A 23,075-nucleotide genomic window follows, 5' to 3' on the forward strand; every position below is an offset into this window, starting at 1 on the left:
ACTCTGATCAAGGTTGGCACTATCAAATGAAACAATACCGCCATTCTCTTAAGAATTGTGGCATAACTCAAAGTATGTCTCGCAAAGGAAACTGTTATGACAATGCCGTTATTGAAAATTTCTTCGGTATTATGAAATCGGAATTTCTGTATCGAAAAGAATTTGAAAGTATAACACATTTCAAACAAGAATTAGCAAAGTATATAGAATACTATAATCATAAAAGAATTAAGGCAAAATTAAAGGGTATGAGCCCAGTACAATACCGGGCTCATACCCTAGAGGCTGCCTAATGAAACGACCTGTCTAACTTTCGGGGGTCACTTCAATATGGACTAAGGCTTTTTTGTTAACCTTAAAAATACCCTTACCCAGTATTTTTATTTTCGACAAAAAATAGCTGGGGGTATATTTCGCTATCTCACCGTTAAAAGTTTACTCTTCGCATTTATAGGAATATTTGCAACCTCAATCTCTTCAATGGACTCACCGTAACGCCCTTTTGCAAAAACCTTTAATGCTTCATCTCTCTTTAACATATGCTTAACCGTTTTCTTTATTTTCTGCTCTCTACCACGTTCATCGAATGCAATAAATTCATATTCATACCACTCATCACCGATATGCTGACCAATTGTATTCACAACCGTATAGTATTCTTTCGTCTTATAAAATGGATTATATTTATCGATAACCGGTCCAAGTTTCGTAGGCAGTAACATTACTACTATCACTATCATCGCTATTATAGTAGTGATCATTTTTTTCTTCATAATAAACATTCCTCCTCTGCAGGATATATATACATCCATTTTAAAAAGGGGGAATAAAATCTACTATTGAATCTCATTACATTACACTTACATTTTTGTAAGAATTAAAAAAGGTGAACGAATTTACTCGTTCACCTTTTAGCTTGCTTTAAAGCCACCGCCAAGTACATCACGTACATCATGTATAACAACGAAAGCATCTTCATCTACCCGGCTAATAACTTGTTTTAACTTAACAAGCTCTTGTTTATTAATAACAACATATAAAACTTCTTTATTTTTACCAGTATATCCGCCGCGCCCTTCTAATACAGTAACACCGCGTGTCATATTTTTCGTAATAGCTTCACGAATTAAATCTGGTTGATTCGAAATAATCGTAACAGCCGTTTTTGTGTCCATTCCTTCTACAATGAAATCAATCACCTTCGCTCCAATGAACACAGCCACAAGTGTATACATCGCCTTTTCTTGCCCTATTATAAATACAGAACCAGCAATTACAACAATATCAATAATTAGTACGCCTTTCCCTACACTCCAACCTAAATATTGATTTGCTAACTGAGCTAAAATTGCTGATCCTCCCGATGTACCTCCGGCTTTGAACATACAGCCTAATCCAATGCCCACAAATAAACCAGCAAATAAAGCTGCTAATAATGTATCACTATTTACATGATACTCAATATGTTCTGTAACGTATAAAAACAAAGATGTTTCTACAATCCCTAAAATTGTATAAATCATTGTTTTCTTATCAAAAAATTTATAACCAACAGCTAGTAAAATTGCATTTATAGCAAAGTTCACAATTCCTGGTGACCAATCAAATAAGTAGTACGTAACAACCGTTAAACCAATAATTCCACCTTCCGATAAACGGTTTGGAATTGCAAAGTAATTAATACCAATTGCGAATAATAATGAACCAATTGTAATTAGTGTTATTTCCTTTATACGTTGATTAACCATAGTTCATACCCTCCCCCCATTTGACATTGTATCACTATCTCCTAGAGGTTTAGAAGTGGTTTTTATTCCGCATTTTCCCTCTTAAAAATTGAAATATTATGTTTAAACAGAGGGTTGATTAATTATTCATATTTGCTCTAACTGCACGGACAAATCGCTCCACATTCCCTTTCTGAATATACTTAGCGCGAATGGTTTCATGACTACAAGTAAATTCAAAATACGGATAAAAATCTATGCTATCTATATGCAAATATGAATACTCTTTAAATGTTGAAGAATAGTACGGAAATTTCCCGTAAAAAAGGAGACGTCTAGTAGTGGCAACAAAAACCCCATGTTGATACGATAATATAAAATTATCCTTCTCAAATATCCCTACCACAAAAGCCAGAATCTTTTCATCATCATCTACATACTTTTTCATACTCGATAAAAGTTCATTCATGCATATTCCTCCAAATTCTATTCACTGCATTAACACTTGAAAAGAATCCATGGATTATTACAGACCGGTTTAACTCCTTTATAAAGTATGAAACGCGTTTCCTGTCAAAGATATTTCAAAAAAATAATCCGTTATGCGATTATACACATAACGGATTACGATTAAACTGTAGAGCGTTCCACAAGTTCGTATGGAATTTCCAGCTTTTCTTGTTCAGAACTCTCGTCATTCACTTTTCTATGCAACATTTCAAAAGCAGTTTTCCCTATCTCCTTTAAATTTTGATCAATAGTTGTCAATTGTAACACTTGCGAGATAGGTTGATTATCAAAGCCAATAATCGCTAAATCCTCAGGAACTTGAATCCCTAATTTTTCAACCTCTGTCATAACCCCAATCGCAACTTCATCACCTGCTACTATTAATGCTTCAGGAAGATCCTGCATCTCTTTTAACTTATGAGCCACTTTTACACCATCTTCTAGTGTAAAACATTCTGTAAAAATCCATTCTTCATTAACCTCTTCGTCTATAGATTGCAATTGCTGTTTATAAACATCAAAACGTTTTTGGCTACTTGGCCCTAATTTCCTTCCCGTGCAATAACCAATTTTTTTATAACCTTTCTCAATCAAATAATCCATTCCTAATTGAAAGGCCGCTGAATGATTCGTATATACACTTGAGATGTTTGAAATATCATTGTCTTCACAAGCAATTATTGCGCCGTAAGAAGCATACGGTTCTATCGTTTCCCAATCATTTGCACGTGAACAAATAATAAGACCATCCAATTGTTTTGTTTTTAACATATGTAAACTTTTCATTTCTTCTTTTTTATTATAATTCGTTTGGCAAAGTAGCACCCTGTAATTATGCGCTAACGCAGTCTCCATCATTCCGCTCACCATCGCATCAAAACACGGATGATTAATATACGGTAAAATCACACCAACAATATTCGTTTTTCCTTTTGATAAATGAACAGCATTTGCGTTTTGCGAGTAATTCAATTTCTCAACTATCTCTATAACCGCTTTCCTTTTTTCTTCACTTACATATGGGTGATCATTCAACACTCTCGAAACAGTCGTAACTGAAACTCCCGCCATCTTTGCAATATCTTTAATATTAGCCATACACTCACCTCTACCTTTAACTTAATGAATCTCATGAACATATGTCAAATCTTCTTATCATTACACCTTCATTCGTTTCTCTTACAAAAGTGTAATTTTTCTGTAAGCTAATTCGATAGTTACTTTCCGCAACATTTCATACAATGGAGTCAGAAACAGGGTAACAACTATTCGAAAAGGAGCGGATTAATATGCTGAACAAAATGAAAACGAACAATTTCTTAAATACAATGGGCATGGTATTTTCCGCTCTTATCGACGCAAAAGCTGTTGCTTCTACATTAAACAAGTAAGGAGAATATATTATGAATAACATCACTTTTAACAAATTAGATTTTTTAGGACTAGCTAGTGGCTCGCTTCTTCTTACTGCTTTTATTTACGCCGCTACGCTTGTATAACTTTGTGTCCCCTTTCCCCTTTATTATAAATAGTAATAGAAAAGACGACCGTCTATGCCCGGTCGTCTTTTCTTATTTTTGATTTAATTGCAAAGCTTCTTTTAACTCCTCAAACTTCTCATTTAATTGATCTGTCATCATTTTCATAGCGGTTTTTCGATCTATTTGTTTCCCAGCCTCAATTTGAATTGGATCTCCAAAAATCAATTGTGCCTTTTTCCCCTTTATTAATTCTTTTACACTTGATGGACCAACATAAGCTGCTGGTACTAACGGAACATTAGAACGCATCGCAATTGTCACAGCACCCGCTTTTAATGAAACATCTTCCGCTGATCTTGTTCCACTCGGAAAAATCCCTACTACCTTTCCTTCTTTTAATAAACGTGATGGAATTTTAAGTGTACTTGGTCCTGGATTCGCACGATCTACAGGGAATGCATTTACATTTTTAAAGAACCAATTTTTGAATTTCCCTTCAAATAATTCTTTTTTGGCCATGTAATGAATTTGAGTTGGATACATCCCTGTAGCTAACATTAATACATCCATAAAACTTGTATGTGTACATGCAACAACATACGGTCCACCTTCTGGTAGCTTTTCTCTTCCTTGCACTTCTACTTTCCCAGCTGTTTTAAATATATATTTCAACAAAAATGTAATTGGTTTATACATTTATTTCGTTCCTTTCTAAACATCCGAAGTATAATCATATTCTTATAATAATTATAACACTAAGTTTTAGGAGTTGGTAATAAAATTAAGGATGAATTGTTAAATTTCAATTCTTACAAAAGTGTAATTTTCTTGTAAGCTAATTCGATAGTTACTTCTTACTATATTTCATACAATTAAGTCAGAAACAGGGCAACAATTATTCGAAAAGGAGTGGATCAATATGATGAACAAAATGAAAACGAACAATTTCTTAAATACAATGGGCATGGTATTATCGGCTCTTTTCGATGCAAAAGCTGTTGCTTCTACATTAAACAAGTAAGGAGAATGTATTATGAATAACATTGCTTTTAACAAATTAGATTTTTTAGGATTAGCTAGCGGCTCTCTTCTTCTTACTGCTTTCATTTACGCTGCTACGCTTGTATAACTTTGTGTCCCCTTTCCCCTTTATATAGAAAAAGACGACCGTCTATGCCCGGTCGTCTTTTTAATTTTTTCTTTCTTTCAATTCTTTTAAAAGCTGTATCAGCTCAGCTTGTTGTTTTATCTTTTTACGACCATTTCGATTAATTGCTGCAAGCTCACAGGCAACTCCGACGGCGAAGAAAAACAATAAACTTTCTAACATGTGAAATCCTCCATTTGCCTATTAAACAGCTTGACGTAATTGCTCTTCTTGTAAAACTCTCTTATTTATATTTTCTTCTTTTCTCTGACAAACGTTATTGCGAATAAGCGCTGCAATAACAAGTACAGTCCCTATAATATCAAACATTGTGATCTGATACCCTTGCATCATCATAATAACTAAAGTCGTAATTGGTACAAAATTAATAAATAAAATCCCATTAATGGATGATAAAATTTTCACACCATAGTTCCAAGCAAGTAGCGCTACAATACCTGGCAATGTCATCATAAATAACAAATCGTACTTCACAATAGAAATCGTTCCCATACCAGGAACTGAAACATATCCAAGCGACGTAATAATTACCGTTATAATTCCTGTAACAGTCGTACCGAATACACACGTCAACGTAGAATAACGTAATGTTGACCAATCACTACACGTTTGACCACCCATCGTATACATAACCCAGCCTACAACACCAATAAATATAAATGCTAATGAGAACATATTATCTTTCAATGTTACAAAGAAACTCATGTCACCTTTTGTAATAACAAACACAGCTCCTACAAAAGCAATAACCATACTCGTTATCATATACTTCTTCGGTTTTATATGCTTATATCCCCATAAAATACAAATAGAAATCATCGGCATAAGTGATTCCATAATGGAAGCTACCATTACACCCGACTTACCCATTAACATTTGCCCTAAAAATATGAGGACATTATATACTGTAAATGCCATCGTTCCAAAAAAGACGAGTAACTTTCCTCTTCCCTCTAAACGAAATGCCTGTTTTCCTTCTTTCATTAACAACAATACAATCAGCATTATCGCCACTGCTCCATAACGAATAAGCGAAAAATAAAATGGATCTATGTATTCTAGCGCATGATCAGCAACTGGAAACATCGCTCCCCATGACATACTCGCAATTAAACACGCTAAAGCCCCTAATATCATTTGACCTCTTCTCACCGCAATCCCCCGTTTCTTTCTATTTGCACAAAGAGAATTGTAAAAGAAAAAATATATCACGTAAAATGATTCAAAATGATGTTAACTATCATTTATAATGATAGTTAACATCAAGGGGGATTACAAAATGGAATTACGAGACTTACAAATCTTTAAAAGCGTTGCCGACCAGGGTAGTGTAAGTAGCGCAGCAAAGGAATTAAATTATGTACAATCAAATGTAACTGCACGTATTAAACAACTAGAAAACGAATTAAAAACCCCACTCTTCTACCGCCATAAACGAGGAATGACTTTAACAGCTGAAGGAAGAAAAATGCTCGTTTATGTTAGTAAAATTTTGCAAGATGTCGACGAACTAAAACAAGTATTTTTAGATAGCGAAACACCCTCCGGTATATTAAAAATCGGTACAGTCGAAACAGTAAGTACACTGCCTACCATTTTATCTTCTTACTATAAAAGCTATCCGAATGTCGATTTATCATTACAAGCGGGTCTAACAGAAGAATTAATTAGAGAAGTACTTGATCATCAATTAGATGGTGCCTTTATATCAGGTCCTATTAAACATCCACTAATCGAACAATACGATGTTAGTACAGAAAAATTAATGCTTGTAACACAAAATAAAGCTTTTCATATAGAAGAATTTACAACAACGCCTCTACTCGTTTTTAACCAAGGATGCGGATACCGTTCCAAACTAGAACGATGGCTGAAAGACGAAGGTTTGCTACCAAAAAGAATTATGGAATTCAATATATTAGAGACAATATTAAACAGCGTTGCACTCGGCCTCGGAATTACACTCGTACCACAGTCTGCTGTCCATCATCTTTCTAAAGCAGGTAAGGTGCATTGTCATGCAATTCCTGAAAAATACGGCAGTATTTCAACGGTTTTCATACGCCGCAAAGATAGCTATATGACGAATTCAATGCGTAGTTTTTTAAAAACAATTGAAGAACATCATCATATCAATATGCTGTGAAAGACATTCTTACATGAATGTCTTTTTTTCTTACAAAAGTGTAAGTCTTTCGTAAGCTAATTCGATAGTTGCAAGTGGACATATTTCCTATAATTAAGACATAAGCAGGGCAACTACAATTCGAAAAGGAGCGGATACGCATGATGAACAATATGAAATCAAATAAATTTTTAAATACAATGGGCATGGTGCTATCCGCACTTGTCGATGCAAAAGCTGTTGCAACTACATTAAACAAATAAGGAGAGATTATAATGAACAACATTACTTTCAACAAATCAGACTTTATCGGACTTGCAAGTGGAGCTACTCTTCTTACGGCTTTCATTTATACACTTGCTCAAGGTCTTGTTTAACACTTTGTTTCCCCGAACCCCTTTATATAGAAAAAGCTGCTCGTCTTATAGACAAGCAGCTTTTTAGTTTGTTTCATATATTATTTGACCTGTTTTCGTAATATCATATCCGCCAATTGCATTTAATTCATTATGAAATTCTTCCGATTGCAGAATGTCTTTCACGACTTCAATCAGCTCTTCATTTTCTTTATTCTTCAAAATTACTAAATCATACTGTTCTTTCATGATTGGAATAAAGTCCACATTTACAATTTGCGAAAACTTTTCTGAACCTACTCCTACATCAGCTTTTCCATTTGCAACTCGCGTGGCAACACCCAGATGATTCGATTCTTCCCATTCATATCCACTAATATCAGCTTTATTTAATTTTTGGATTCGTAATTGTTCATCCACTAACACTCTAATACCAGAACCCTTTTCTCGATTTACAAACTTTATAGTGGATCCAGATATGTCGGCCCATGTCTTTATTTTCTTCGGATTTCCTTTTTGGACATAAAATCCTACATTTCTGGACAATAAATTAATCATAATACATGGCTGGCCTACTAAAATGCGTTTTACATAAGGAACATTATATGTACCCGTTTCACCATCAAACAAATGCAAACTAACGATACTTCCTTCTCCTTGATACATTTTCACTAAACTTGTTAAGCTACCTTGATACGCCCTTAAAACATTAGAACTTGGCAAACGATTTTCTATACGTTTAGCTAACATATCTAACGTTAGTTCTTGACCACTAATAATACACGTGTTCAAGATACTACTACCATCGTTTTTTACAGGAGTAACTTGTACCTTTCCTGTTTTCATTTGTTTTATATATTGATCTAAATCTGCTGCATCAATGCGCATCTGTCTACCAACTCTATAAGAAGGAAGTTCTCCTTTTTTAATTAAGTCGTATACAGTTAATTTTGATACTTTTAATCGCTTTGCTACTTCTTCCGTTGTGTAGGAATGATGATCCATAGACGATTCCTCACTTTCTTCTTTCATTGTAACAAAGAAAAGAATATTTCTCCTATTTTTTAAAAATAGATATATGTTCAAATTATATTCAATTATAACTAGTTATATTTAGTTATATTTAGTTATAATTAGATGTGTCAAAACGAAAGGGGATTTTTTTATGAATAAATTTACATTACGTTCGATTGGGGCACTTATACTTTCTTTCCTTCTTATATTTAGCGCTGCTTGTACAAGTGGAGAAAAGCATACAAAGTCAGCTGCTAAAGAGGATAAAACAGTTGAACTGACTATCTCAGCTGCTGCAAGCTTACAAGATGCATTAAAAGAAATTGAAAAACAATATAAAGAAAAAGAACCAAATATTAAACTTTCTTTTAACTTCGGTGCTTCTGGAGCACTTCAACAACAAATTGAACAAGGTGCACCTGCTGATTTATTCTTCTCTGCTGCAGAAGATAAATTCCAAATCCTTGTAAAAAAAGGATTCATTAATGAAAAAGAAGGGAAAAATCTTCTTGGAAATGAACTAGTTCTAGTCATCCCTAAAGATAGTTCTCTTACAAAATTTCAAGATTTAAAAGATGAGAAAATCAAAAAAATCGCACTTGGTACACCTGAATCTGTACCTGCTGGCAAATATGCAAAGGCCTCTCTAACACACGAAAACCTTTGGAATGATGTTCAAAATAAAGTCGTATTTACAAAAGATGTTCGCCAAGTGTTAACATATGTAGAAACAGGGAATGTCGATGCTGGTATCGTATACAAAACAGATGCTCTCATTTCAGATAAAGTAAAGATTGGTGAGACAGCAGCAGCTACTTCTCATGAGCCAATCCACTATCCTTTAGGTGTTATAAAAGAATCTAAACATAAGAAAGAGGCGAATTCATTTTATGAGTATTTGCAGTCAAAAGATGCACAATCTATCTTTAAGAAATATGGATTTACAGTCCTGTCGTAATTACTATGAGCATTGATGCTATTATATCGCCTGTCTTTCTATCTTTAAGAGTAGCTGCGTGTGCCACTATTCTCGTTACAATTTTAGGGACGATTGTCGGACGAGCACTAGCTCGCTCCTCATGGCGATATAAAGTACTATTAGAAACCATATTTTTATTACCAATGGTACTTCCACCAACTGTTATCGGCTTCTTTCTCATTATCATCTTTGGAAACAACAGCCCGATCGGAAGGTGGGTTGAATCATTATTTCAGCAGTCTATTATGTTCACATCTACCGCTGCGATCATCGCTTCTACAGTTGTTGCATTTCCACTTATGTACCAATCAGCGAAAACGGGATTTTCTATCGCAAATGTACAAATTGAAGAAAGTGCTCGTGACCTTGGCGCAAGTGAATATCAAGTTTTTCTGCACGTTACACTTCCGCTCGCATTTCCTGCATTACTAAGCGGGATGATTTTGAGCTTTGTCCGCGCGCTCGGTGAGTTTGGTGCTACACTCATGTTTGCCGGGAATATCCCTGGTAAAACACAGACAATCCCGACTGCAATTTACATGGCCATTGACGCAAGTAATATGCAACTCGCCTGGACACTTGTGGTTATCACTATTAGTATGTCACTCCTATTTCTGCTATGTATTCAGCTTATTAACAAAAGAATTACTAACCCTTAAAGCAGCTTTTTTGGAAGCTGCTTCTTTATTTCTTAGGAAATAAAATATACCACCGGTAAATAACTGAATTTTACCTCTTATTTAAATATACATTTTATTTGAATTCACTTTCTAAAATAGGCAATTTCCTGTTATTATATGGAGGTGTTTCAAAAAATGAAGAAATGAAAACGCATTTATATCATGAATTCTTCATCCTGTTTTAGCGATCGGTAATCTTCTACTCTATTAGTGGGGCATTACCGATCGTTAGAACGATATGTAACTATATTGGTATAGCAAACCGAAGGGAGTCTTGTAATGGACATTTTATTAGCGCTTCTTCCTGCAATTGCATGGGGAAACATCTTATTAGTAAGCGTAAAAATGGGCGGTGGTGCATATAGCCAAACGGTAGGTATGACAATCGGTGCTCTATTCTTCGCAACAATTATGTATGTATTTACTCAACCAGCTTTAACAATGACAGTCTTAATTGTTGGATTTATTTCAGGTTTATTCTGGGCTTTAGGACAAGTAAACCAATTAAAAACAGTTGAAAAACTAGGTGTTTCAACTACCGTAACAATTTCTACTGGTATGCAACTTGTTGCAACTTCTATCTTTGGGGTTATCGCTTTCCGTGAGTGGACTACTACTACAACGATTATTCTGGGAACGATTGCAATCCTATTAATCGTAGTTGGTGTTGTATTCACATCACTAGATGATAAAGAAAATGCTCAGCCACCAGGACAATTGAAAAAAGGACTTCTTACTTTAATTGTTTCTACTTTCGGCTATCTTGTATATGTAATTATTATTCGTTGGTATAATATCGATGGTTGGTCTGCTATTTTACCACAAGCAGTTGGTATGTTTGTTGGTGCGGTTGTACTGACATCTAAACATAAACCATTTAACAAATATGCAATCCGTAATGCTTTATCTGGTTTACTATGGGGAACTGGAAACTTATTCTTACTTCTTTCATTACCACGTGTTGGAGTAGCAACAAGCTTCCCATTATCTCAAACTGGAATCGTTATCTCAACATTCGGTGCGATTGTATTCTTAGGTGAAAAGAAAACAAAACGTCAATTGATCTTTATTGCACTAGGTAGTGTTTTAATTATCGGCGGCGCTGTATTACTTGGTATGACAAAAGCTTAATCTTATATTCTATTAGTAAACCCCTGAAGCATATATGCTTCAGGGGTTTTTTAATTCTAATTATTTTCTAGATATAATTATTTGTATGTTCTTGCCCCTTATAATTGCTCTTCCACTCTAGCAAACCAGCTACACATATAAAGAGATTAATAATAGCTAATATTAGCATGACGTATAAACCAGTAGAAATATAAATTACAATGCTAACTACGTTATATAAAATCCATAAATGCCAGTTTTCTAATATTTTTCGACTTAACATAAATTGAGCCACTAGTCCCAATACGGCATTTAAAGCGTCTAAATATGGACTTGTTGAATCTAAATAACGGACTTGATAATAACCCCAACCAATCCAAGCAACTAAAATAAAACTTATATAAAAAGTCCACCCTTTCAAATCTAAACGAACTGTTGCTTTTACTTCTCCCTCCCCACTTTGTGCAATCCAATAATACCAACCATATACATTAAATATAAATTGAAAAGCGGCTAATACTGCCATTGCATATAAACCTTGTGTAATAAAAATGTATAGAAATACCGCAACAGTAATCATGCCAAATAAAAAGTTGGATACTTTTTCTCTCGCTAATAACCAAACATTAATGATTCCCATAATTGATGCGAAAATTTCAATATAACTCGATTGAATATACAATCCAACTAATACACAAATAATACTAGAAACAAGTAAAAAAAGTGGACTTCTAACCATATTTATCTCTCCCTAGATGTGTAATAAATTCCCTATCACCAGTATAAGGAATAGCCCTTTCCTTTACCATGAATTTCCTCCTTCTCATTATCCATTCCATCTACGGTAAGTCTTTTCTTTTTACAAAATTCTCTTAAAGATGATATCGTTTTTATAACATATCTCTACTAGAAAGGAATAAAGGATATGCCTAACAAACATCGAATTTTATTTATTGGTGCTGGTCGTATGGCAGAAGCTATATTTTCCGGATTACTTAAAACAAGCAAAGAATACATCGAAGAAATTATCATCTCTAACCGAAGCAACGTAGAAAAGTTAGAACAATTACAAAGGCGATATAATGTGTCTATTACAACGGATTGGAAGCAGCATATTACATCTGTCGATACGGTTGTTTTAGCAATGCCACCTTCTGCTCATGAAGAATTATTAGCTGAGCTATCTCCGTTAATATCAAATCAACTTGTCGTAACAGTAGCAGCTGGCATTGGATCATCTTATTTAGAAGCTAGACTCCCAAAAGGCACACCTGTTGCTTGGATTATGCCTAATACAGCTGCTGAAATTGGAAAGTCTATCTCCTTATATACAATAGGACAATCAGTAACCGAGATGCATCAAGAAACCCTGCAACTGCTTTTAAGAGGTATTGGTACTTCGCAACTTTGTACTGAGGAAGAAGTTCATCAGCTTACTGCAGTTACTGGAAGTGCACCAGCCTTCCTTTATTACTTTGCTGAAAGCTTAATTGAAGCAACAAAAAGTTATGGAGTCGATGAAGAAACCGCAAAACATCTTGTCATTCAAATGATTTCTGGCTCTGCTTCTATGCTCGAGCAAACGCAAAATCCAGCTAACCTCCGCGAACAAGTAACAACGCCAGGTGGTTCTACAGCTGAGGGTCTCAAAACTTTATACGAATATAATTTTTCAGAGGCAATTCAAAAAGCAGTAGAAGCAACAAACAAAAAAGCTAGGGGGAAATAATATGATTTTAACAAGTTTAAAAGATTATACAACATTACATAACGGTGTAAAAATGCCTTGGTTTGGTTTAGGTGTTTTTAAAGTAGAAGATGGTTCAGAAGTAATTGATTCTGTAAAAGCAGCAATTAAAAATGGCTACCGCAGCATCGATACTGCAGCAATCTATCAAAATGAAGAAGGCGTTGGACAAGCGATTCGTGAATCCGGTGTTTCACGTGAAGAATTATTTATTACCTCAAAAGTATGGAATAGTGATCAAGGATATGAAACAACACTTCAAGCATTTGAAACTACATTAGAGAAATTAGGTCTAGAATATTTAGATTTATATTTAGTACATTGGCCTGTAAAAGGGAAATATACTGAATCATGGAAAGCATTAGAAAAACTTTATAAAGATGGCCGTGTTCGCGCTATCGGTGTGAGTAATTTCCACATTCACCACTTACAAGACGTATTTGAAATTGCTGAAATTAAGCCAATGGTCAACCAAGTGGAATATCACCCACGTTTAGCACAAGAAGAGCTACATGCATTCTGTAAAGAACATAATATCCAGCTTGAAGCTTGGTCACCATTAATGCAAGGACAACTACTAGATAATCCAACGTTACAAGAAATTGCGACAAAATATAATAAATCAACTGCGCAAATTATTTTACGCTGGGATTTACAAAACGAAGTTGTAACAATCCCTAAATCAATTAAAGAACATCGCATTATTGAAAATACAAACATCTTCGACTTTGAATTAAGTGCTGATGATATGAAAGCAATTCAAGCTTTAAATGAAGATCGTCGCGTTGGTCCAGATCCAGATAACTTTAACTTCTAGTAGAAAAACCACTGCCATATGCAGTGGTTTTTCTGTTTAAGAAAACTGAAAATTTAAACTATATTCCATTTGGTTGACACTTCATTATTCAAGGTGTAAGATTTTAAATTATCAAAGAAACACAAAAATTAATAAAATTTATTCGTTTACTCATTGTATCAAGAGAGGTGGAGGGACTGGCCCTTTGAAACCTCGGCAGCAGGTTCATTTTGAATACTGTGCCACTTCCTGCAAGCTTTATGCTTGAAAGATAGAATGAGGGACTTCGTTTATATACGGGTGCATAACTTGTACGTAAAAATCCCTCTTTCTCAATATGAAAAGAGGGATTTTTTATTTTTCATTTCCCTCATCATCATCCAAACTTAATTATTTAGGAGGAAAATCAAATGAAAAAGAAGTTTGTACCCGGTATTGCATCAGTTGTAGGAGTAAGTATTTTATTAACTGGTTGCGGTAGTTATAAAAACGAAGCAAGCGGAGCAAATGCAAAAGACGAGGCACCTAGTAAACAGGTTTTAAACTTATCTTCACCTACTGAAATACGAACAATGGATACGGCTCGTGCTACAGATACTGATTCTGGTCAAGTAATGAGAAACGTATTTGAAGGTTTGTATAATCTTGGTGAAGGTAACAAACCTGTTCCTGGTGTTGCAAAATCTCATGAAGTAAGTGGCGATAAAACGAAATACACATTCCATTTGCGAGATTCAAAATGGTCAAACGGCACTCCTGTTACAGCGAAAGATTTTGTGTTCGCTTGGCAACGTGCCGTAGATCCAGCAACAGCCTCTGAATATGCATTTCTATTCTTTGATATTAAAAATGCAACAAAAATTAACAACAAAGAACTTCCAGCCGACCAACTTGGTGTAAAAGCAGTTGATGACCATACGTTTGAGGTAGAATTGGAGCGTCCTGTTCCGTATTTTATTAGCTTAACAGCGTTCCCAACATTTCTACCAATTAACGAGGAATTCTTTAAAGCACAAGGTGATAAGTACGCTTTAGAAGATAATACAATCTTGTACAATGGAGCTTTTACACTAAGCGATTGGAAGCACGAACAAAGCTTTAAATTTAAGAAGAACCCTACTTATTGGGATAAAGATACTGTCAAACTAGAAGAAATCAATTTTAACGTCGTAAAAGAAAAATCAACAGAAGTAAATTTATTCGAGTCAAAACAATTAGATCGTATAAAACTAACATCTGACTTCGTTGATAAATATAAAAAAGATGCTAACTTTAAAGAACGTCCAAATGTAGGCGTACAATTTTTACGCATGAATCAACAAAACAAAGTACTTCAAAACGTTTCTGCACGCCAAGCAATCGATCAAACAATTGATAGAAAATCCTTTGTAAATACGTTATTAAATGATGGCTCTACACCAACATTTGGTCTCGTTCCAAAAAACTTTGCAAAAGGACCTGAAGGAAAAGACTTCCGTACTGCAAACGGCGATTTAACAAAAGTTGATACAAAATCTGCACAAGAATTATGGAAAAATGCTAAACAAGAGCTTGGTTCTGAAAAGATAACATTAGAATTATTAACGAGTGATGCTGACCTTGATAAGAAAACTGGTGAATTCTTAAAAGGGCAACTAGAAAAGAATCTAGATGGATTAACAGTAAATATAAAACCGCAACCGCGTAAGCAACAAGTTTCGCTTTTATTAAAAGGTGACTACGAAATCGGAATTGACGGCTGGAGCCCTGACTTTGCGGATCCAATTACATTCCTTGAGCTATTTACAACGAATAACCCTTATAACTTAGATCATTACTCTAATAAGGAATTCGATGAAACAATAGCAAAAGTGAAAACAACTTTAGCTGGTGATGAAAAAGCTCGCTGGGAAGCATTACTAGAATCCGAGAAAATATTATTTAAAGACTCTGTTATCGCTCCTCTTTACCAAAAAGGCGAATCTTATTTAGAACGTTCTTATGTGAAAGGAATTGTGCAAGTAGACTTTGCGGGTCAATTAAACTTCAAGTGGGCAAAAATTGAAAAATAAAGTAAAACCGTAATAAGTGGGGGTTCTTCATCCCCACTTATTATTAGCCCACACCAATTGTTTTTTTAGCAAAATATATTAAAAGTAGGTTCTCTCACACAAAAGAATCTACTTTTTTAATATATTATTCTAAGAAATTAACATTCTATTTTTATTATTGACATATAGTTCTTTCCAGTGTTAATATTCTAAATAATCAAAGAAACAAAATATTTCACCATCAAAATATAATGTCTACTAAGTTGAAACATATAACGATAGATTATAGCTCAACATGTATATACATATAGAACACCTGATTACCTATAAACAAATATTTATAATAGGTTCTATCTCCTTCTATAGCTACTTCAAGACATGGACATTATGACGTTACGAACAACACATTTAGGGAGGAATGAACAATGAAGAAAAAAGTTGTACCTGTTGTTGCATCTGTTTTAGGGGCAAGTCTATTACTAACTGCTTGCGGGGGAAATAAAGATAATGCCGGCGGAGCGAAAGCAAACGATAAAGTACCTGATAAACAAGCGATTAACTTATCATTCGCTTCAGAAATTCCAACAATGGATGTTGCAAAAGCAACGGATGGGGAATCCATGAATGTAATGCGCAATGTTTTTGAAGGCTTATATGCAATGGGAGAAGATAATAAACCGATTCCTGGTGTTGCTGAGTCGGTTGACATTAGTCCCGATAAAACAAAATATACATTCCATCTGCGTGATTCAAAATGGTCAAACGGTACTCCTGTTACAGCAAAGGACTTCGTCTTTGCTTGGCAACGTGCCGTAAATCCTGATACAGCAGCTGAATACGCATTCTTATTCTTCGATGTACAGAATGCGAAACAAATAAACCAAAAACAATTACCAATTGATCAACTAGGGGTCAAAGCTGTTGATGACAAAACGTTAGAAGTACAACTAGACCGTCCTGTTCCTTACTTCTTAAGCTTAACGACATTCTCAACATTCTTGCCAATTAATGAAGAGTACTTAAAGTCTCAGGGCGATAAATACGGTTTAGAAACAAATCATTTAATTTACAACGGTGCTTTCACATTAGATAACTGGAAACACGAACAAAGTTTCCAATTGAAGAAAAACCCTAACTATTGGGATGCTAAAACGGTAAAATTAGAAGAAATCAACTTCAATGTCGTTAAAGATAAGTCTACAGAAGTGAACTTATATGATTCAGGACAAATTGATCGCGTTGCTTTAACTGCAGAGTTTGTTGATAAATATAAGAGCGATCCAAACTTCAAGGAACGCGCTGAAGTCGGCATTCAATTCTTACGACTAAATCAGAAAAATGAAACATTAAAAAATCAACATGCACGCCTTGCTATTAACGGCGCAATGAATAAAAAGGCTTACGTAGAAACAATTTTAAATAACGGTGCTATTCCAGCTGAAGGAATGGTTCCTGCGAAATTTGCAAAGAGTCCAGAAGGCAATGACTTCCGTAAAGAAAATGGAAATCTAGTCAAGGATGATGTGAAAACAGCGAAAGAAAACTGGAAAAAAGCAAAACAAGAACTTGGTACTGACAAAGTAACAATCGAACTATTAACAAGTGACAATGCTTTAGCTAAAAAGACTGGTGAATATTTAAAAGGTGAATTAGAAAAAAACCTAGATGGATTAACAGTGAATTTAAAACCACAACCACGTAAACAACAGTTGAAACTACTATTAAGTGGTGACTATGAAATTGGTATTGACGGCTGGGGCCCTGACTTCGCTGATCCAATTACATTCTTAGATTTATTTACAACAGATAGTGCTTATAACTTCGATAAATACTCTAACAAAGAGTACGATGAGCTAATTCATAAAGTGAAAACAGATTTAGCTGGCGATGAAAAAGCACGCTTTGAAGCAATGAAGCAAGCTGAAAAAATTCTATTACAAGACGGCGCTGTCGCTCCTTTATACCAACAAGGTCGTTCTTACTTACAACGCTCTTTCATTAAAGGACTTGTAACGACTGACTTCGGCGGTGAATTTAACTACAAGTGGACAGAAGTTGCAAAATAACAAAAGTAAAAAGGTATCCTACGAAGGATACCTTTTTACTTTTATACAACTTTAACTACAGAGCTTCTTCTTCCCTTTATCATTCCTTTTATAGCTAAAGTCTTCACTGCTACTAATTGTGTAACCAATACAATAACTAACAATGAAATAATATTTCTCTCTAAACTAACTCCTCCGAATATTATTGTATAATAGCCATTTGCTGCATATGTTACTTGAAATGGTTTGATACGTTTTAGAAAGCATTTCAGTACCTCCCTCACAACTTCAATTTACCATATACATACAAATCATTTTTGATTTAAATTGCGGATGAGCCCTTGTGACTGCAGGATAATAATTTATTTTCAACACATACATAATTACATGTTTTTGGGAAAAACTTGTATAGAACGAATTTACATAAGGAGGAATTTATAATGAGAATTCTACTATCAGTTTTATTAGCTCTTATGCTAGTACCTGCATTAACAGGATGTAAAGCGCCTGCAAAAGAAGACACAACTTCTAATAAAAAGACGACTGAAGAAGCAAAAAATGAGGCTCCTGCAGATTTAAAACTAAACTTTAATGAATTTAGTTTAGATGCAGACTATCAAGATACGAAGAAAGACTACGAAGCTGATTATAAAAATGTAGCCGCTGATAAGAAAATGGAAGCAAAGCTTGAAGACCATAAAACAAATGCAAAGTTTACAGGTGACGAGGCTATTACAAAATTAAGCCCACTTCTACAAGAATTAAAATTTGATAAAGATACTGCTGACCAAGAAGTAATCGATCAAGTAGTGAACGTGTTCAAACTTGATAAAGACTACCAAAAATTCGATTTAGAAGTTATCTTCTCTGATGGAACGAAAAAAGAATATAAAAGAGAAATAAAATAAAGAAGTAGGCAATTGCCTACTTCTTTATTTTTTAATTTTTGCGTATCTTAGTTCTGGACTAGAACCGATAATGAACTGAACACCAGATACTGATGGTTTTTGTAAATATGAAGCACTTGGGAAAATAATTGGGATTAATGGTGAATCTGTAAACATAATATCTTCCGCTTTATGCAATAAGTCAAAACGCTTATCTTCGTTTTGTTCAACTTTTGCTTCTTTTACTAAAGCGTCAAATTCTTTATTATGCCATTTTGCATAGTTATTCGGACCATCACCTGCATATAAATCTAGTTTAGTAATTGGATCTAATAAAGAGCCGCCCCATCCCATATAAGCTAATTGGAAATCACTTTGCTTGTATGTGTCGATGTAACTCTTCCACTCTTTATTTTCTAATTTAATATCTACGCCAAGATTTTTCTTAAACATTTCTTGCATTGCTTCTGCTACTTTTTTATGTTGTGTATCTGTAGTGAATTTTAATGTTACTTCAGGTAATGTAGACCACCCTTGTTCTTTCATACCTTCTTCTAATAATTTTTTCGCTTCTGATGGATCAAATTTAACGTAATCACCTTTTTCTTTACGGAAATCACGACCACTTTGTGTTTTTGCTCCTTCTGGAACGAATGCATATGCTTCTTGCGCATTATTTTTATACAGTTTTTCAACGATAAATTTACGATCAACCGCTAATGAAAATGCTTTACGTACTTTCGCATTTGTAAACGGCTCTTTTTCTACGTTAAACGAATAAATATAAGATGAGAATCCTGCAACACGCTTATATTCTTTATTTCCTTTTTCTTTTTCAATCATCTCTTGTGGTAAACCACTTAGTAAATCTAATTCTTTTGATTTAAATAATTGATACGCTGTTTTAGAGTCTGGAATAATACGAAACTCAATTTCTTTTAATGTTACCTTTTTATCGTAGTATTCTTTATTTTTTTGTACTGTAATAGCCTGGTTATGCTTCCATTCTTTTAATGTGAATGGTCCGTTCGTAATTAACTCTTTTGGATCTGTTTTTAATTTATTATTATCATCAATTGATTTTTTAGATAATGGAATGAATAATGAACTTGCCAATTTTTGTTTAATAGAAGACACTGGGTGCTCAAGTGTTACCTTTAATGTTTGAGGATCAATGACTTGAATGCCAACTTGTCCTTCTTCACCTTTTCCAGTATTGTATGCCTCTGCCCCTTTAATAAAATACATTTCTGTTGCATTCATAGAACCCGTTTTCGGATTTAATAATCGCTTCCATGCAAATTCAAAATCATTTGCTGTAATAGCAGAACCATCTGACCATTTAATATCTTTCTTTAAATGAATTGTATACTCAGTTCCATCAGCATTTACTTCTTCTTTCTCTGCTAATTCATTTTGATATTTCCCATCACTATCTTGCGTATATAAGCTTGAGAATAAATGTCCAATTACATAACCTGAAGTACTATCTGTCGCAATAGCGGAATCAAGTGTATATGGATCGCTACCAATATTCGTTACTAATCGATCTCCTTCTCCCTTACCAGCACTCGCCTTTTGCGTCTCTTTCTTACCGCAAGCGACAGAAGTAATTGCTAAAACAGTCATAATGACAAACAGTAAAAACTTCTTCATCCTACATTCTCCTTTAACCCGAAATTTTTGGTGTTGATGCTAACAATGTTTTTGTATAAGAATGTTGTGGATTACGGAAGACTTCGTCCGTATTTCCAAATTCAACAAGTTCTCCTTTGTATAAGACAGCTACTTTTTCACATAAATAGTGAACCATCGGTAAATCGTGCGCGATGAATAAATATGTATAACCTTGTTCTTTTTGGATTTTTTGCAGCAGATGTACAATTTGAATTTGCAATGAAACATCTAATGCTGAAATTGGTTCATCAAGAATTAATACTTCTGGCTCACACAATAACGCTCTTGCAATAGCAATTCGTTGACGTTGTCCTCCGCTAAATTCGTGCGGATAGCGATCAATATATCGTCTATCTAATCCCACACGTTCTAGCGCATCACCTGCTACTTTATCCTTTAATCCTTTATCACCTAAACCGAATGAAATATAACCTTCCGTTACGCTATCGTGTACTTTCCAGCGCGGATTTAACGCTGCTGTGGAATCTTGAAAAATAAACTGTACTTTCTGTAAGAAATCACGTTTATGAGCTGCCTTCAACTTGTGAACAACTTGACCGTTATAATCAATTTCACCAGACGTTGGGCTCTCGATCCCAGCTATGAGCTTACCAAGTGTTGTTTTTCCTGAACCACTTTCACCAATAATGCCAAGTGTTGTTCCTTTCGGAATAGAAAGTGATATGTCTTTTAACGCTGTGATTTCTTTACTTTTACTTCCATACGTTTTCGTTACTTGCTTTATAGTAATTAAATCTGTCGTCATGAGGCATTCACCTTCTCTTTTGATTTTGCTTTATTATGCTCTAGAACATGTTGCCAACAATGTGAACTATGCTCCTTAGAATATGTGGTTCTCTCTGGAAAACGATGAATACATTCTTTTATCGCTACTGGACAACGATTTACAAAAGGACAACCAAAGCTATTTAATGTTTCAATGGAAGGTGTCGTTCCTTCTATAGCACGTAATACCTTTTCAGAATCATCCATATTCGGAATTGCTTGTAGTAAGCTTTTTGTGTATGGATGTTTAGGGGAACCTATCACTTCCTCTATCGTTCCTTTTTCAACGACACGTCCCCCGTACATAACAACTACTCGATCAGCTACTTCACGTACAAGTGCCAAATCATGTGTAATTAATAAAATACTCGTATTTTGTTTTTCTTTTCTTTCTTTTAATAGCCCCATAATTTGTTTCTGAATCGTTACATCTAACGCTGTTGTCGGCTCGTCTGCAATTACAAGCTTTGGATGACAAGCAAACGCAATTGCTAAACAAATACGCTGCCTCATACCTCCGCTTAATTGATGTGGGTACTGTTCAAAGCGTTTCTCTGCTTCATGTATCCCTAAACCTGTTAACAAGTTAATCGCAATTTCCTTCGCTTCTCTTTTCGATTTTTTCCCATGTTGCAAAACTACTTCTGTAATTTGTTTGCCTACCTTCATCGTTGGGTTTAAAGATGAAAGCGGATCTTGAAAGATAAAAGCAATATCTTTCCCACGAATTTGATTCCATTCTGATTCTTGTAGATTCGTTAATTCCTCTGATTCAAAAGATATATTTCCATCATCAATATGAATTGATTCTTGATTTAAGCCGATAATAGATTGTGCTGTAACACTTTTCCCTGAGCCACTTTCTCCTACAAGCGCAACTATTTCACCTTCGCTAATAGAAAAGGAAACATGCTTCACAATTGCTTGTTTACTATTCTCTTTTTCAACGGCTAACGTTACGTTTTCTAAAGATAAGATTTGTGCCATGTTTTTTCTCCTTTCGATTCCGTTTGACGATTTTTGGATCAATCGCATCTTGCAAACCATCACCAATTGCATTAAATGCGAACATAATGAGAGCAATCATGATTGCTGGGAAGAATAGCTGCCACCATTCTCCGCTCAATAATGTCCCAAGTGCATCATTCGTCATCGTCCCCCAGCTTGCTGCCGGTGATTGCACTCCTAGTCCGATAAAGCTTAAAAATGATTCTGAGAAAATAGCTGCTGGAATTGTAAATGATAAATTTACGATAATAATGCCTGTTAAGTTCGGAATTAAATGCCCGTATATAATTTTCATATGTGATGTACCTAATCGCTCCGCTGCAATAACAAACTCTCTTTGTTTTAAAGATAAAACTTGCGCCCTAACGAGACGTGCCATACCAATCCATCCTGTTAATGCAAGGGCGATGATAATGGTAAAAAGACCTGGTTTCATAACAATTAATAATAAAATAACAATCAATAAATACGGGATACCGTATAACACTTCGATTCCTCGTATAATCCACTCATCAATTAATGTCCCAAAGCGATTGCGCCCTCTCACATATCCACTAAATCCTCCAATTAGCACACCAAGTCCTATATCAAGAGCAGCTGCCACTAATCCAACTGTTAATGAAATTTTCCCGCCAGCCCAAGTACGTGCCCATATATCTCTTCCCAAATCATCTGTTCCGAACCAATGCTCACTACTAGGTGGTAAGTTTGTGGCCTCTTTTACTTGTTCACTCGCAGTAAATGGCGTTAAACTTTCACCAACAAGCGAGAAAACAATAATGAGTAATAACGTCACTGATCCTAAAACTGCGATTGGATTCGATACAAACTTACGAAACACTTCTTTCTTTCGGCTAATCTTTTGCTGATCTTTATTTATCGTTAATTCTTTTTTCTCTTCATTTGTTAATATCTGGTCATTAATTTCATAAGCTCCCATCTAAATACC

Annotated in this window: 26 protein-coding genes, 1 pseudogene and 1 riboswitch; of the genes and pseudogenes, 13 read left to right on the plus strand and 14 right to left on the minus strand. The window is 34.8% G+C overall.

All coding sequences use genetic code 11. The annotated features are described in order from the left end of the window. A partial coding sequence (locus ATL10_RS25055; protein ID WP_142670006.1) for an IS3 family transposase occupies positions 1-293 on the plus strand: 293 nt, incomplete at its 5' end. Between the two features lie 123 nt (positions 294-416). Here the strand turns inward: ATL10_RS25055 and ATL10_RS25060 are convergent. From ATL10_RS25060 to ATL10_RS25075, 4 genes are all read right to left on the minus strand, one after another. After that, positions 417-773, minus strand: a complete 357-nt coding sequence (locus ATL10_RS25060; RefSeq protein WP_000728423.1) for a YxeA family protein — start codon at positions 771-773, stop codon at positions 417-419. A gap of 138 nt (positions 774-911) precedes the next feature. Continuing rightward, positions 912-1,748 carry a YitT family protein gene (locus ATL10_RS25065; RefSeq protein ID WP_000248045.1) on the minus strand — a complete coding sequence of 279 codons (837 nt, stop codon included), beginning with the start codon at positions 1,746-1,748 and terminating at the stop codon, positions 912-914. Positions 1,749-1,866: 118 nt separating this feature from the next. Further along, the gene (locus ATL10_RS25070; RefSeq protein ID WP_090978572.1) at positions 1,867-2,196 is read right to left on the minus strand and encodes a PH domain-containing protein; all 330 of its coding nucleotides are present in this window, start codon (positions 2,194-2,196) and stop codon (positions 1,867-1,869) included. 161 nt (positions 2,197-2,357) lie between these two features. Further along, positions 2,358-3,335, minus strand: coding sequence for a LacI family DNA-binding transcriptional regulator (locus ATL10_RS25075; protein WP_001273903.1), 978 nt, complete (start codon positions 3,333-3,335; stop codon positions 2,358-2,360). Positions 3,336-3,640: 305 nt separating this feature from the next. Here ATL10_RS25075 and ATL10_RS25085 point away from each other — a divergent pair, with 305 nt between their 5' ends. Further along, on the plus strand, positions 3,641-3,736 hold the full coding sequence (locus ATL10_RS25085) for a DUF3948 family protein (RefSeq protein WP_001060007.1): 96 nt from the start codon (positions 3,641-3,643) through the stop codon (positions 3,734-3,736). A gap of 72 nt (positions 3,737-3,808) precedes the next feature. On the opposite strand, the gene ATL10_RS25090 is transcribed toward ATL10_RS25085, so the two are convergent. Continuing rightward, positions 3,809-4,414, minus strand: a complete 606-nt coding sequence (locus ATL10_RS25090) for a lysophospholipid acyltransferase family protein (protein WP_110497779.1) — start codon at positions 4,412-4,414, stop codon at positions 3,809-3,811. Between the two features lie 337 nt (positions 4,415-4,751). Here ATL10_RS25090 and ATL10_RS25100 point away from each other — a divergent pair, with 337 nt between their 5' ends. After that, positions 4,752-4,847 carry a DUF3948 family protein gene (locus ATL10_RS25100; protein ID WP_001059387.1) on the plus strand — a complete coding sequence of 32 codons (96 nt, stop codon included), beginning with the start codon at positions 4,752-4,754 and terminating at the stop codon, positions 4,845-4,847. A 60-nt stretch (positions 4,848-4,907) separates the two neighbouring features. Here the strand turns inward: ATL10_RS25100 and ATL10_RS25105 are convergent, their stop codons facing one another. Together ATL10_RS25105 and ATL10_RS25110 are read right to left on the minus strand one after the other, a co-directional pair. Continuing rightward, on the minus strand, positions 4,908-5,048 hold the full coding sequence (locus tag ATL10_RS25105; RefSeq protein ID WP_000894065.1) for a YrzO family protein: 141 nt from the start codon (positions 5,046-5,048) through the stop codon (positions 4,908-4,910). A gap of 21 nt (positions 5,049-5,069) precedes the next feature. After that, positions 5,070-6,038 carry a DMT family transporter gene (locus ATL10_RS25110; protein ID WP_142670007.1) on the minus strand — a complete coding sequence of 323 codons (969 nt, stop codon included), beginning with the start codon at positions 6,036-6,038 and terminating at the stop codon, positions 5,070-5,072. 127 nt (positions 6,039-6,165) lie between these two features. On the opposite strand from ATL10_RS25110, the gene ATL10_RS25115 reads away from it, so the two are divergent. Beyond that, on the plus strand, positions 6,166-7,032 hold the full coding sequence (locus ATL10_RS25115; protein ID WP_023520844.1) for a LysR family transcriptional regulator: 867 nt from the start codon (positions 6,166-6,168) through the stop codon (positions 7,030-7,032). 254 nt (positions 7,033-7,286) lie between these two features. Further along, positions 7,287-7,388 (plus strand): DUF3948 family protein, encoded by a 102-nt coding sequence (locus tag ATL10_RS25125; protein WP_001060018.1) that lies wholly within the window; start codon positions 7,287-7,289, stop codon positions 7,386-7,388. A gap of 63 nt (positions 7,389-7,451) precedes the next feature. On the opposite strand, the gene ATL10_RS25130 is transcribed toward ATL10_RS25125, so the two are convergent. Continuing rightward, positions 7,452-8,372 (minus strand): substrate-binding domain-containing protein, encoded by a 921-nt coding sequence (locus tag ATL10_RS25130; protein WP_139213340.1) that lies wholly within the window; start codon positions 8,370-8,372, stop codon positions 7,452-7,454. A 160-nt stretch (positions 8,373-8,532) separates the two neighbouring features. Between ATL10_RS25130 and modA the strand changes: the two genes are divergently transcribed. The 3 genes from modA (at position 8,533) to ATL10_RS25145 (ending at position 11,171) form a co-directional block, all read left to right on the plus strand. After that, complete coding sequence (gene modA / locus ATL10_RS25135; RefSeq protein WP_016513343.1) at positions 8,533-9,339, plus strand: molybdate ABC transporter substrate-binding protein; 807 nt, start codon at positions 8,533-8,535, stop codon at positions 9,337-9,339. Between the two features lie 5 nt (positions 9,340-9,344). Next, positions 9,345-10,019 carry a molybdate ABC transporter permease subunit gene (gene modB, locus ATL10_RS25140; protein ID WP_002152004.1) on the plus strand — a complete coding sequence of 225 codons (675 nt, stop codon included), beginning with the start codon at positions 9,345-9,347 and terminating at the stop codon, positions 10,017-10,019. A 300-nt stretch (positions 10,020-10,319) separates the two neighbouring features. Continuing rightward, complete coding sequence (locus ATL10_RS25145; RefSeq protein ID WP_000353546.1) at positions 10,320-11,171, plus strand: GRP family sugar transporter; 852 nt, start codon at positions 10,320-10,322, stop codon at positions 11,169-11,171. A gap of 67 nt (positions 11,172-11,238) precedes the next feature. On the opposite strand, the gene pnuC is transcribed toward ATL10_RS25145, so the two are convergent. Next, on the minus strand, positions 11,239-11,889 hold the full coding sequence (pnuC, locus tag ATL10_RS25150) for a nicotinamide riboside transporter PnuC (protein ID WP_053565424.1): 651 nt from the start codon (positions 11,887-11,889) through the stop codon (positions 11,239-11,241). A 186-nt stretch (positions 11,890-12,075) separates the two neighbouring features. Here pnuC and proC point away from each other — a divergent pair, with 186 nt between their 5' ends. The 4 genes from proC to ATL10_RS25175 all read left to right on the plus strand — a co-directional run bounded on the left by proC (position 12,076) and on the right by ATL10_RS25175 (position 17,789). Next, positions 12,076-12,879, plus strand: coding sequence for a pyrroline-5-carboxylate reductase (gene proC / locus ATL10_RS25160; RefSeq protein ID WP_090978577.1), 804 nt, complete (start codon positions 12,076-12,078; stop codon positions 12,877-12,879). A 1-nt stretch (position 12,880) separates the two neighbouring features. Then, complete coding sequence (locus ATL10_RS25165; RefSeq protein WP_097925009.1) at positions 12,881-13,714, plus strand: aldo/keto reductase; 834 nt, start codon at positions 12,881-12,883, stop codon at positions 13,712-13,714. Between the two features lie 152 nt (positions 13,715-13,866). After that, a riboswitch (SAM riboswitch) is annotated at positions 13,867-13,971 on the plus strand. 132 nt (positions 13,972-14,103) lie between these two features. After that, positions 14,104-15,744, plus strand: a complete 1,641-nt coding sequence (locus ATL10_RS25170; protein WP_090978581.1) for a peptide ABC transporter substrate-binding protein — start codon at positions 14,104-14,106, stop codon at positions 15,742-15,744. 404 nt (positions 15,745-16,148) lie between these two features. Beyond that, entirely contained in the window at positions 16,149-17,789 is a 1,641-nt protein-coding gene (locus tag ATL10_RS25175) for a peptide ABC transporter substrate-binding protein (protein WP_000731063.1), read from the plus strand. A 41-nt stretch (positions 17,790-17,830) separates the two neighbouring features. On the opposite strand, the pseudogene ATL10_RS25180 reads toward ATL10_RS25175, so the two are convergent. Then, positions 17,831-18,035, minus strand: a pseudogene (locus tag ATL10_RS25180) (hypothetical protein). Positions 18,036-18,208: 173 nt separating this feature from the next. On the opposite strand from ATL10_RS25180, the gene ATL10_RS25185 reads away from it, so the two are divergent. Next, positions 18,209-18,676 carry a YusW family protein gene (locus ATL10_RS25185; RefSeq protein WP_098235936.1) on the plus strand — a complete coding sequence of 156 codons (468 nt, stop codon included), beginning with the start codon at positions 18,209-18,211 and terminating at the stop codon, positions 18,674-18,676. A gap of 24 nt (positions 18,677-18,700) precedes the next feature. Here ATL10_RS25185 and ATL10_RS25190 read toward each other — a convergent pair whose 3' ends face one another. From ATL10_RS25190 to ATL10_RS25205, 4 genes are read right to left on the minus strand one after another with little or no spacing between them, the layout of a single operon-like run. Then, entirely contained in the window at positions 18,701-20,311 is a 1,611-nt protein-coding gene (locus tag ATL10_RS25190) for a peptide ABC transporter substrate-binding protein (RefSeq protein WP_090978583.1), read from the minus strand. A 13-nt stretch (positions 20,312-20,324) separates the two neighbouring features. Beyond that, on the minus strand, positions 20,325-21,098 hold the full coding sequence (locus ATL10_RS25195) for an ABC transporter ATP-binding protein (RefSeq protein ID WP_000205645.1): 774 nt from the start codon (positions 21,096-21,098) through the stop codon (positions 20,325-20,327). Further along, complete coding sequence (locus ATL10_RS25200; RefSeq protein WP_071713800.1) at positions 21,095-22,105, minus strand: ABC transporter ATP-binding protein; 1,011 nt, start codon at positions 22,103-22,105, stop codon at positions 21,095-21,097. The genes ATL10_RS25195 and ATL10_RS25200 overlap by 4 nt, the downstream gene beginning before the upstream one ends. Next, the gene (locus ATL10_RS25205) at positions 22,062-23,066 is read right to left on the minus strand and encodes an ABC transporter permease (RefSeq protein WP_071713799.1); all 1,005 of its coding nucleotides are present in this window, start codon (positions 23,064-23,066) and stop codon (positions 22,062-22,064) included. The genes ATL10_RS25200 and ATL10_RS25205 overlap by 44 nt, the downstream gene beginning before the upstream one ends. Between the last annotated feature and the right edge of the window lie 9 nt (positions 23,067-23,075).

The organism is Bacillus sp. 196mf (assembly GCF_003217275.1).
In the GTDB taxonomy this organism is placed as follows: Bacteria; Bacillota; Bacilli; order Bacillales; family Bacillaceae_G; genus Bacillus_A; species Bacillus_A thuringiensis_S.

Excerpts from the sequence above, each read along its gene's own strand:
- ATL10_RS25190 (WP_090978583.1), bottom strand. The coding sequence starts at position 20,311 with ATGAAGAAGTTTTTACTGTTTGTCATTATGACTGTTTTAGCAATTACT.
- ATL10_RS25090 (WP_110497779.1), bottom strand. The coding sequence starts at position 4,414 with ATGTATAAACCAATTACATTTTTGTTGAAATATATATTTAAAACAGCT.
- ATL10_RS25065 (WP_000248045.1), bottom strand. The coding sequence starts at position 1,748 with ATGGTTAATCAACGTATAAAGGAAATAACACTAATTACAATTGGTTCA.
- modB (WP_002152004.1), top strand. The coding sequence starts at position 9,345 with ATGAGCATTGATGCTATTATATCGCCTGTCTTTCTATCTTTAAGAGTA.
- proC (WP_090978577.1), top strand. The coding sequence starts at position 12,076 with ATGCCTAACAAACATCGAATTTTATTTATTGGTGCTGGTCGTATGGCA.
- ATL10_RS25200 (WP_071713800.1), bottom strand. The coding sequence starts at position 22,105 with ATGGCACAAATCTTATCTTTAGAAAACGTAACGTTAGCCGTTGAAAAA.
- ATL10_RS25085 (WP_001060007.1), top strand. The coding sequence starts at position 3,641 with ATGAATAACATCACTTTTAACAAATTAGATTTTTTAGGACTAGCTAGT.
- ATL10_RS25205 (WP_071713799.1), bottom strand. The coding sequence starts at position 23,066 with ATGGGAGCTTATGAAATTAATGACCAGATATTAACAAATGAAGAGAAA.
- ATL10_RS25145 (WP_000353546.1), top strand. The coding sequence starts at position 10,320 with ATGGACATTTTATTAGCGCTTCTTCCTGCAATTGCATGGGGAAACATC.
- ATL10_RS25070 (WP_090978572.1), bottom strand. The coding sequence starts at position 2,196 with ATGAATGAACTTTTATCGAGTATGAAAAAGTATGTAGATGATGATGAA.
- ATL10_RS25165 (WP_097925009.1), top strand. The coding sequence starts at position 12,881 with ATGATTTTAACAAGTTTAAAAGATTATACAACATTACATAACGGTGTA.
- ATL10_RS25195 (WP_000205645.1), bottom strand. The coding sequence starts at position 21,098 with ATGACGACAGATTTAATTACTATAAAGCAAGTAACGAAAACGTATGGA.
- ATL10_RS25170 (WP_090978581.1), top strand. The coding sequence starts at position 14,104 with ATGAAAAAGAAGTTTGTACCCGGTATTGCATCAGTTGTAGGAGTAAGT.
- ATL10_RS25060 (WP_000728423.1), bottom strand. The coding sequence starts at position 773 with ATGAAGAAAAAAATGATCACTACTATAATAGCGATGATAGTGATAGTA.
- ATL10_RS25130 (WP_139213340.1), bottom strand. The coding sequence starts at position 8,372 with ATGGATCATCATTCCTACACAACGGAAGAAGTAGCAAAGCGATTAAAA.
- ATL10_RS25075 (WP_001273903.1), bottom strand. The coding sequence starts at position 3,335 with ATGGCTAATATTAAAGATATTGCAAAGATGGCGGGAGTTTCAGTTACG.
- ATL10_RS25185 (WP_098235936.1), top strand. The coding sequence starts at position 18,209 with ATGAGAATTCTACTATCAGTTTTATTAGCTCTTATGCTAGTACCTGCA.
- pnuC (WP_053565424.1), bottom strand. The coding sequence starts at position 11,889 with ATGGTTAGAAGTCCACTTTTTTTACTTGTTTCTAGTATTATTTGTGTA.
- ATL10_RS25105 (WP_000894065.1), bottom strand. The coding sequence starts at position 5,048 with ATGTTAGAAAGTTTATTGTTTTTCTTCGCCGTCGGAGTTGCCTGTGAG.
- ATL10_RS25125 (WP_001060018.1), top strand. The coding sequence starts at position 7,287 with ATGAACAACATTACTTTCAACAAATCAGACTTTATCGGACTTGCAAGT.
- ATL10_RS25175 (WP_000731063.1), top strand. The coding sequence starts at position 16,149 with ATGAAGAAAAAAGTTGTACCTGTTGTTGCATCTGTTTTAGGGGCAAGT.
- ATL10_RS25100 (WP_001059387.1), top strand. The coding sequence starts at position 4,752 with ATGAATAACATTGCTTTTAACAAATTAGATTTTTTAGGATTAGCTAGC.
- modA (WP_016513343.1), top strand. The coding sequence starts at position 8,533 with ATGAATAAATTTACATTACGTTCGATTGGGGCACTTATACTTTCTTTC.
- ATL10_RS25115 (WP_023520844.1), top strand. The coding sequence starts at position 6,166 with ATGGAATTACGAGACTTACAAATCTTTAAAAGCGTTGCCGACCAGGGT.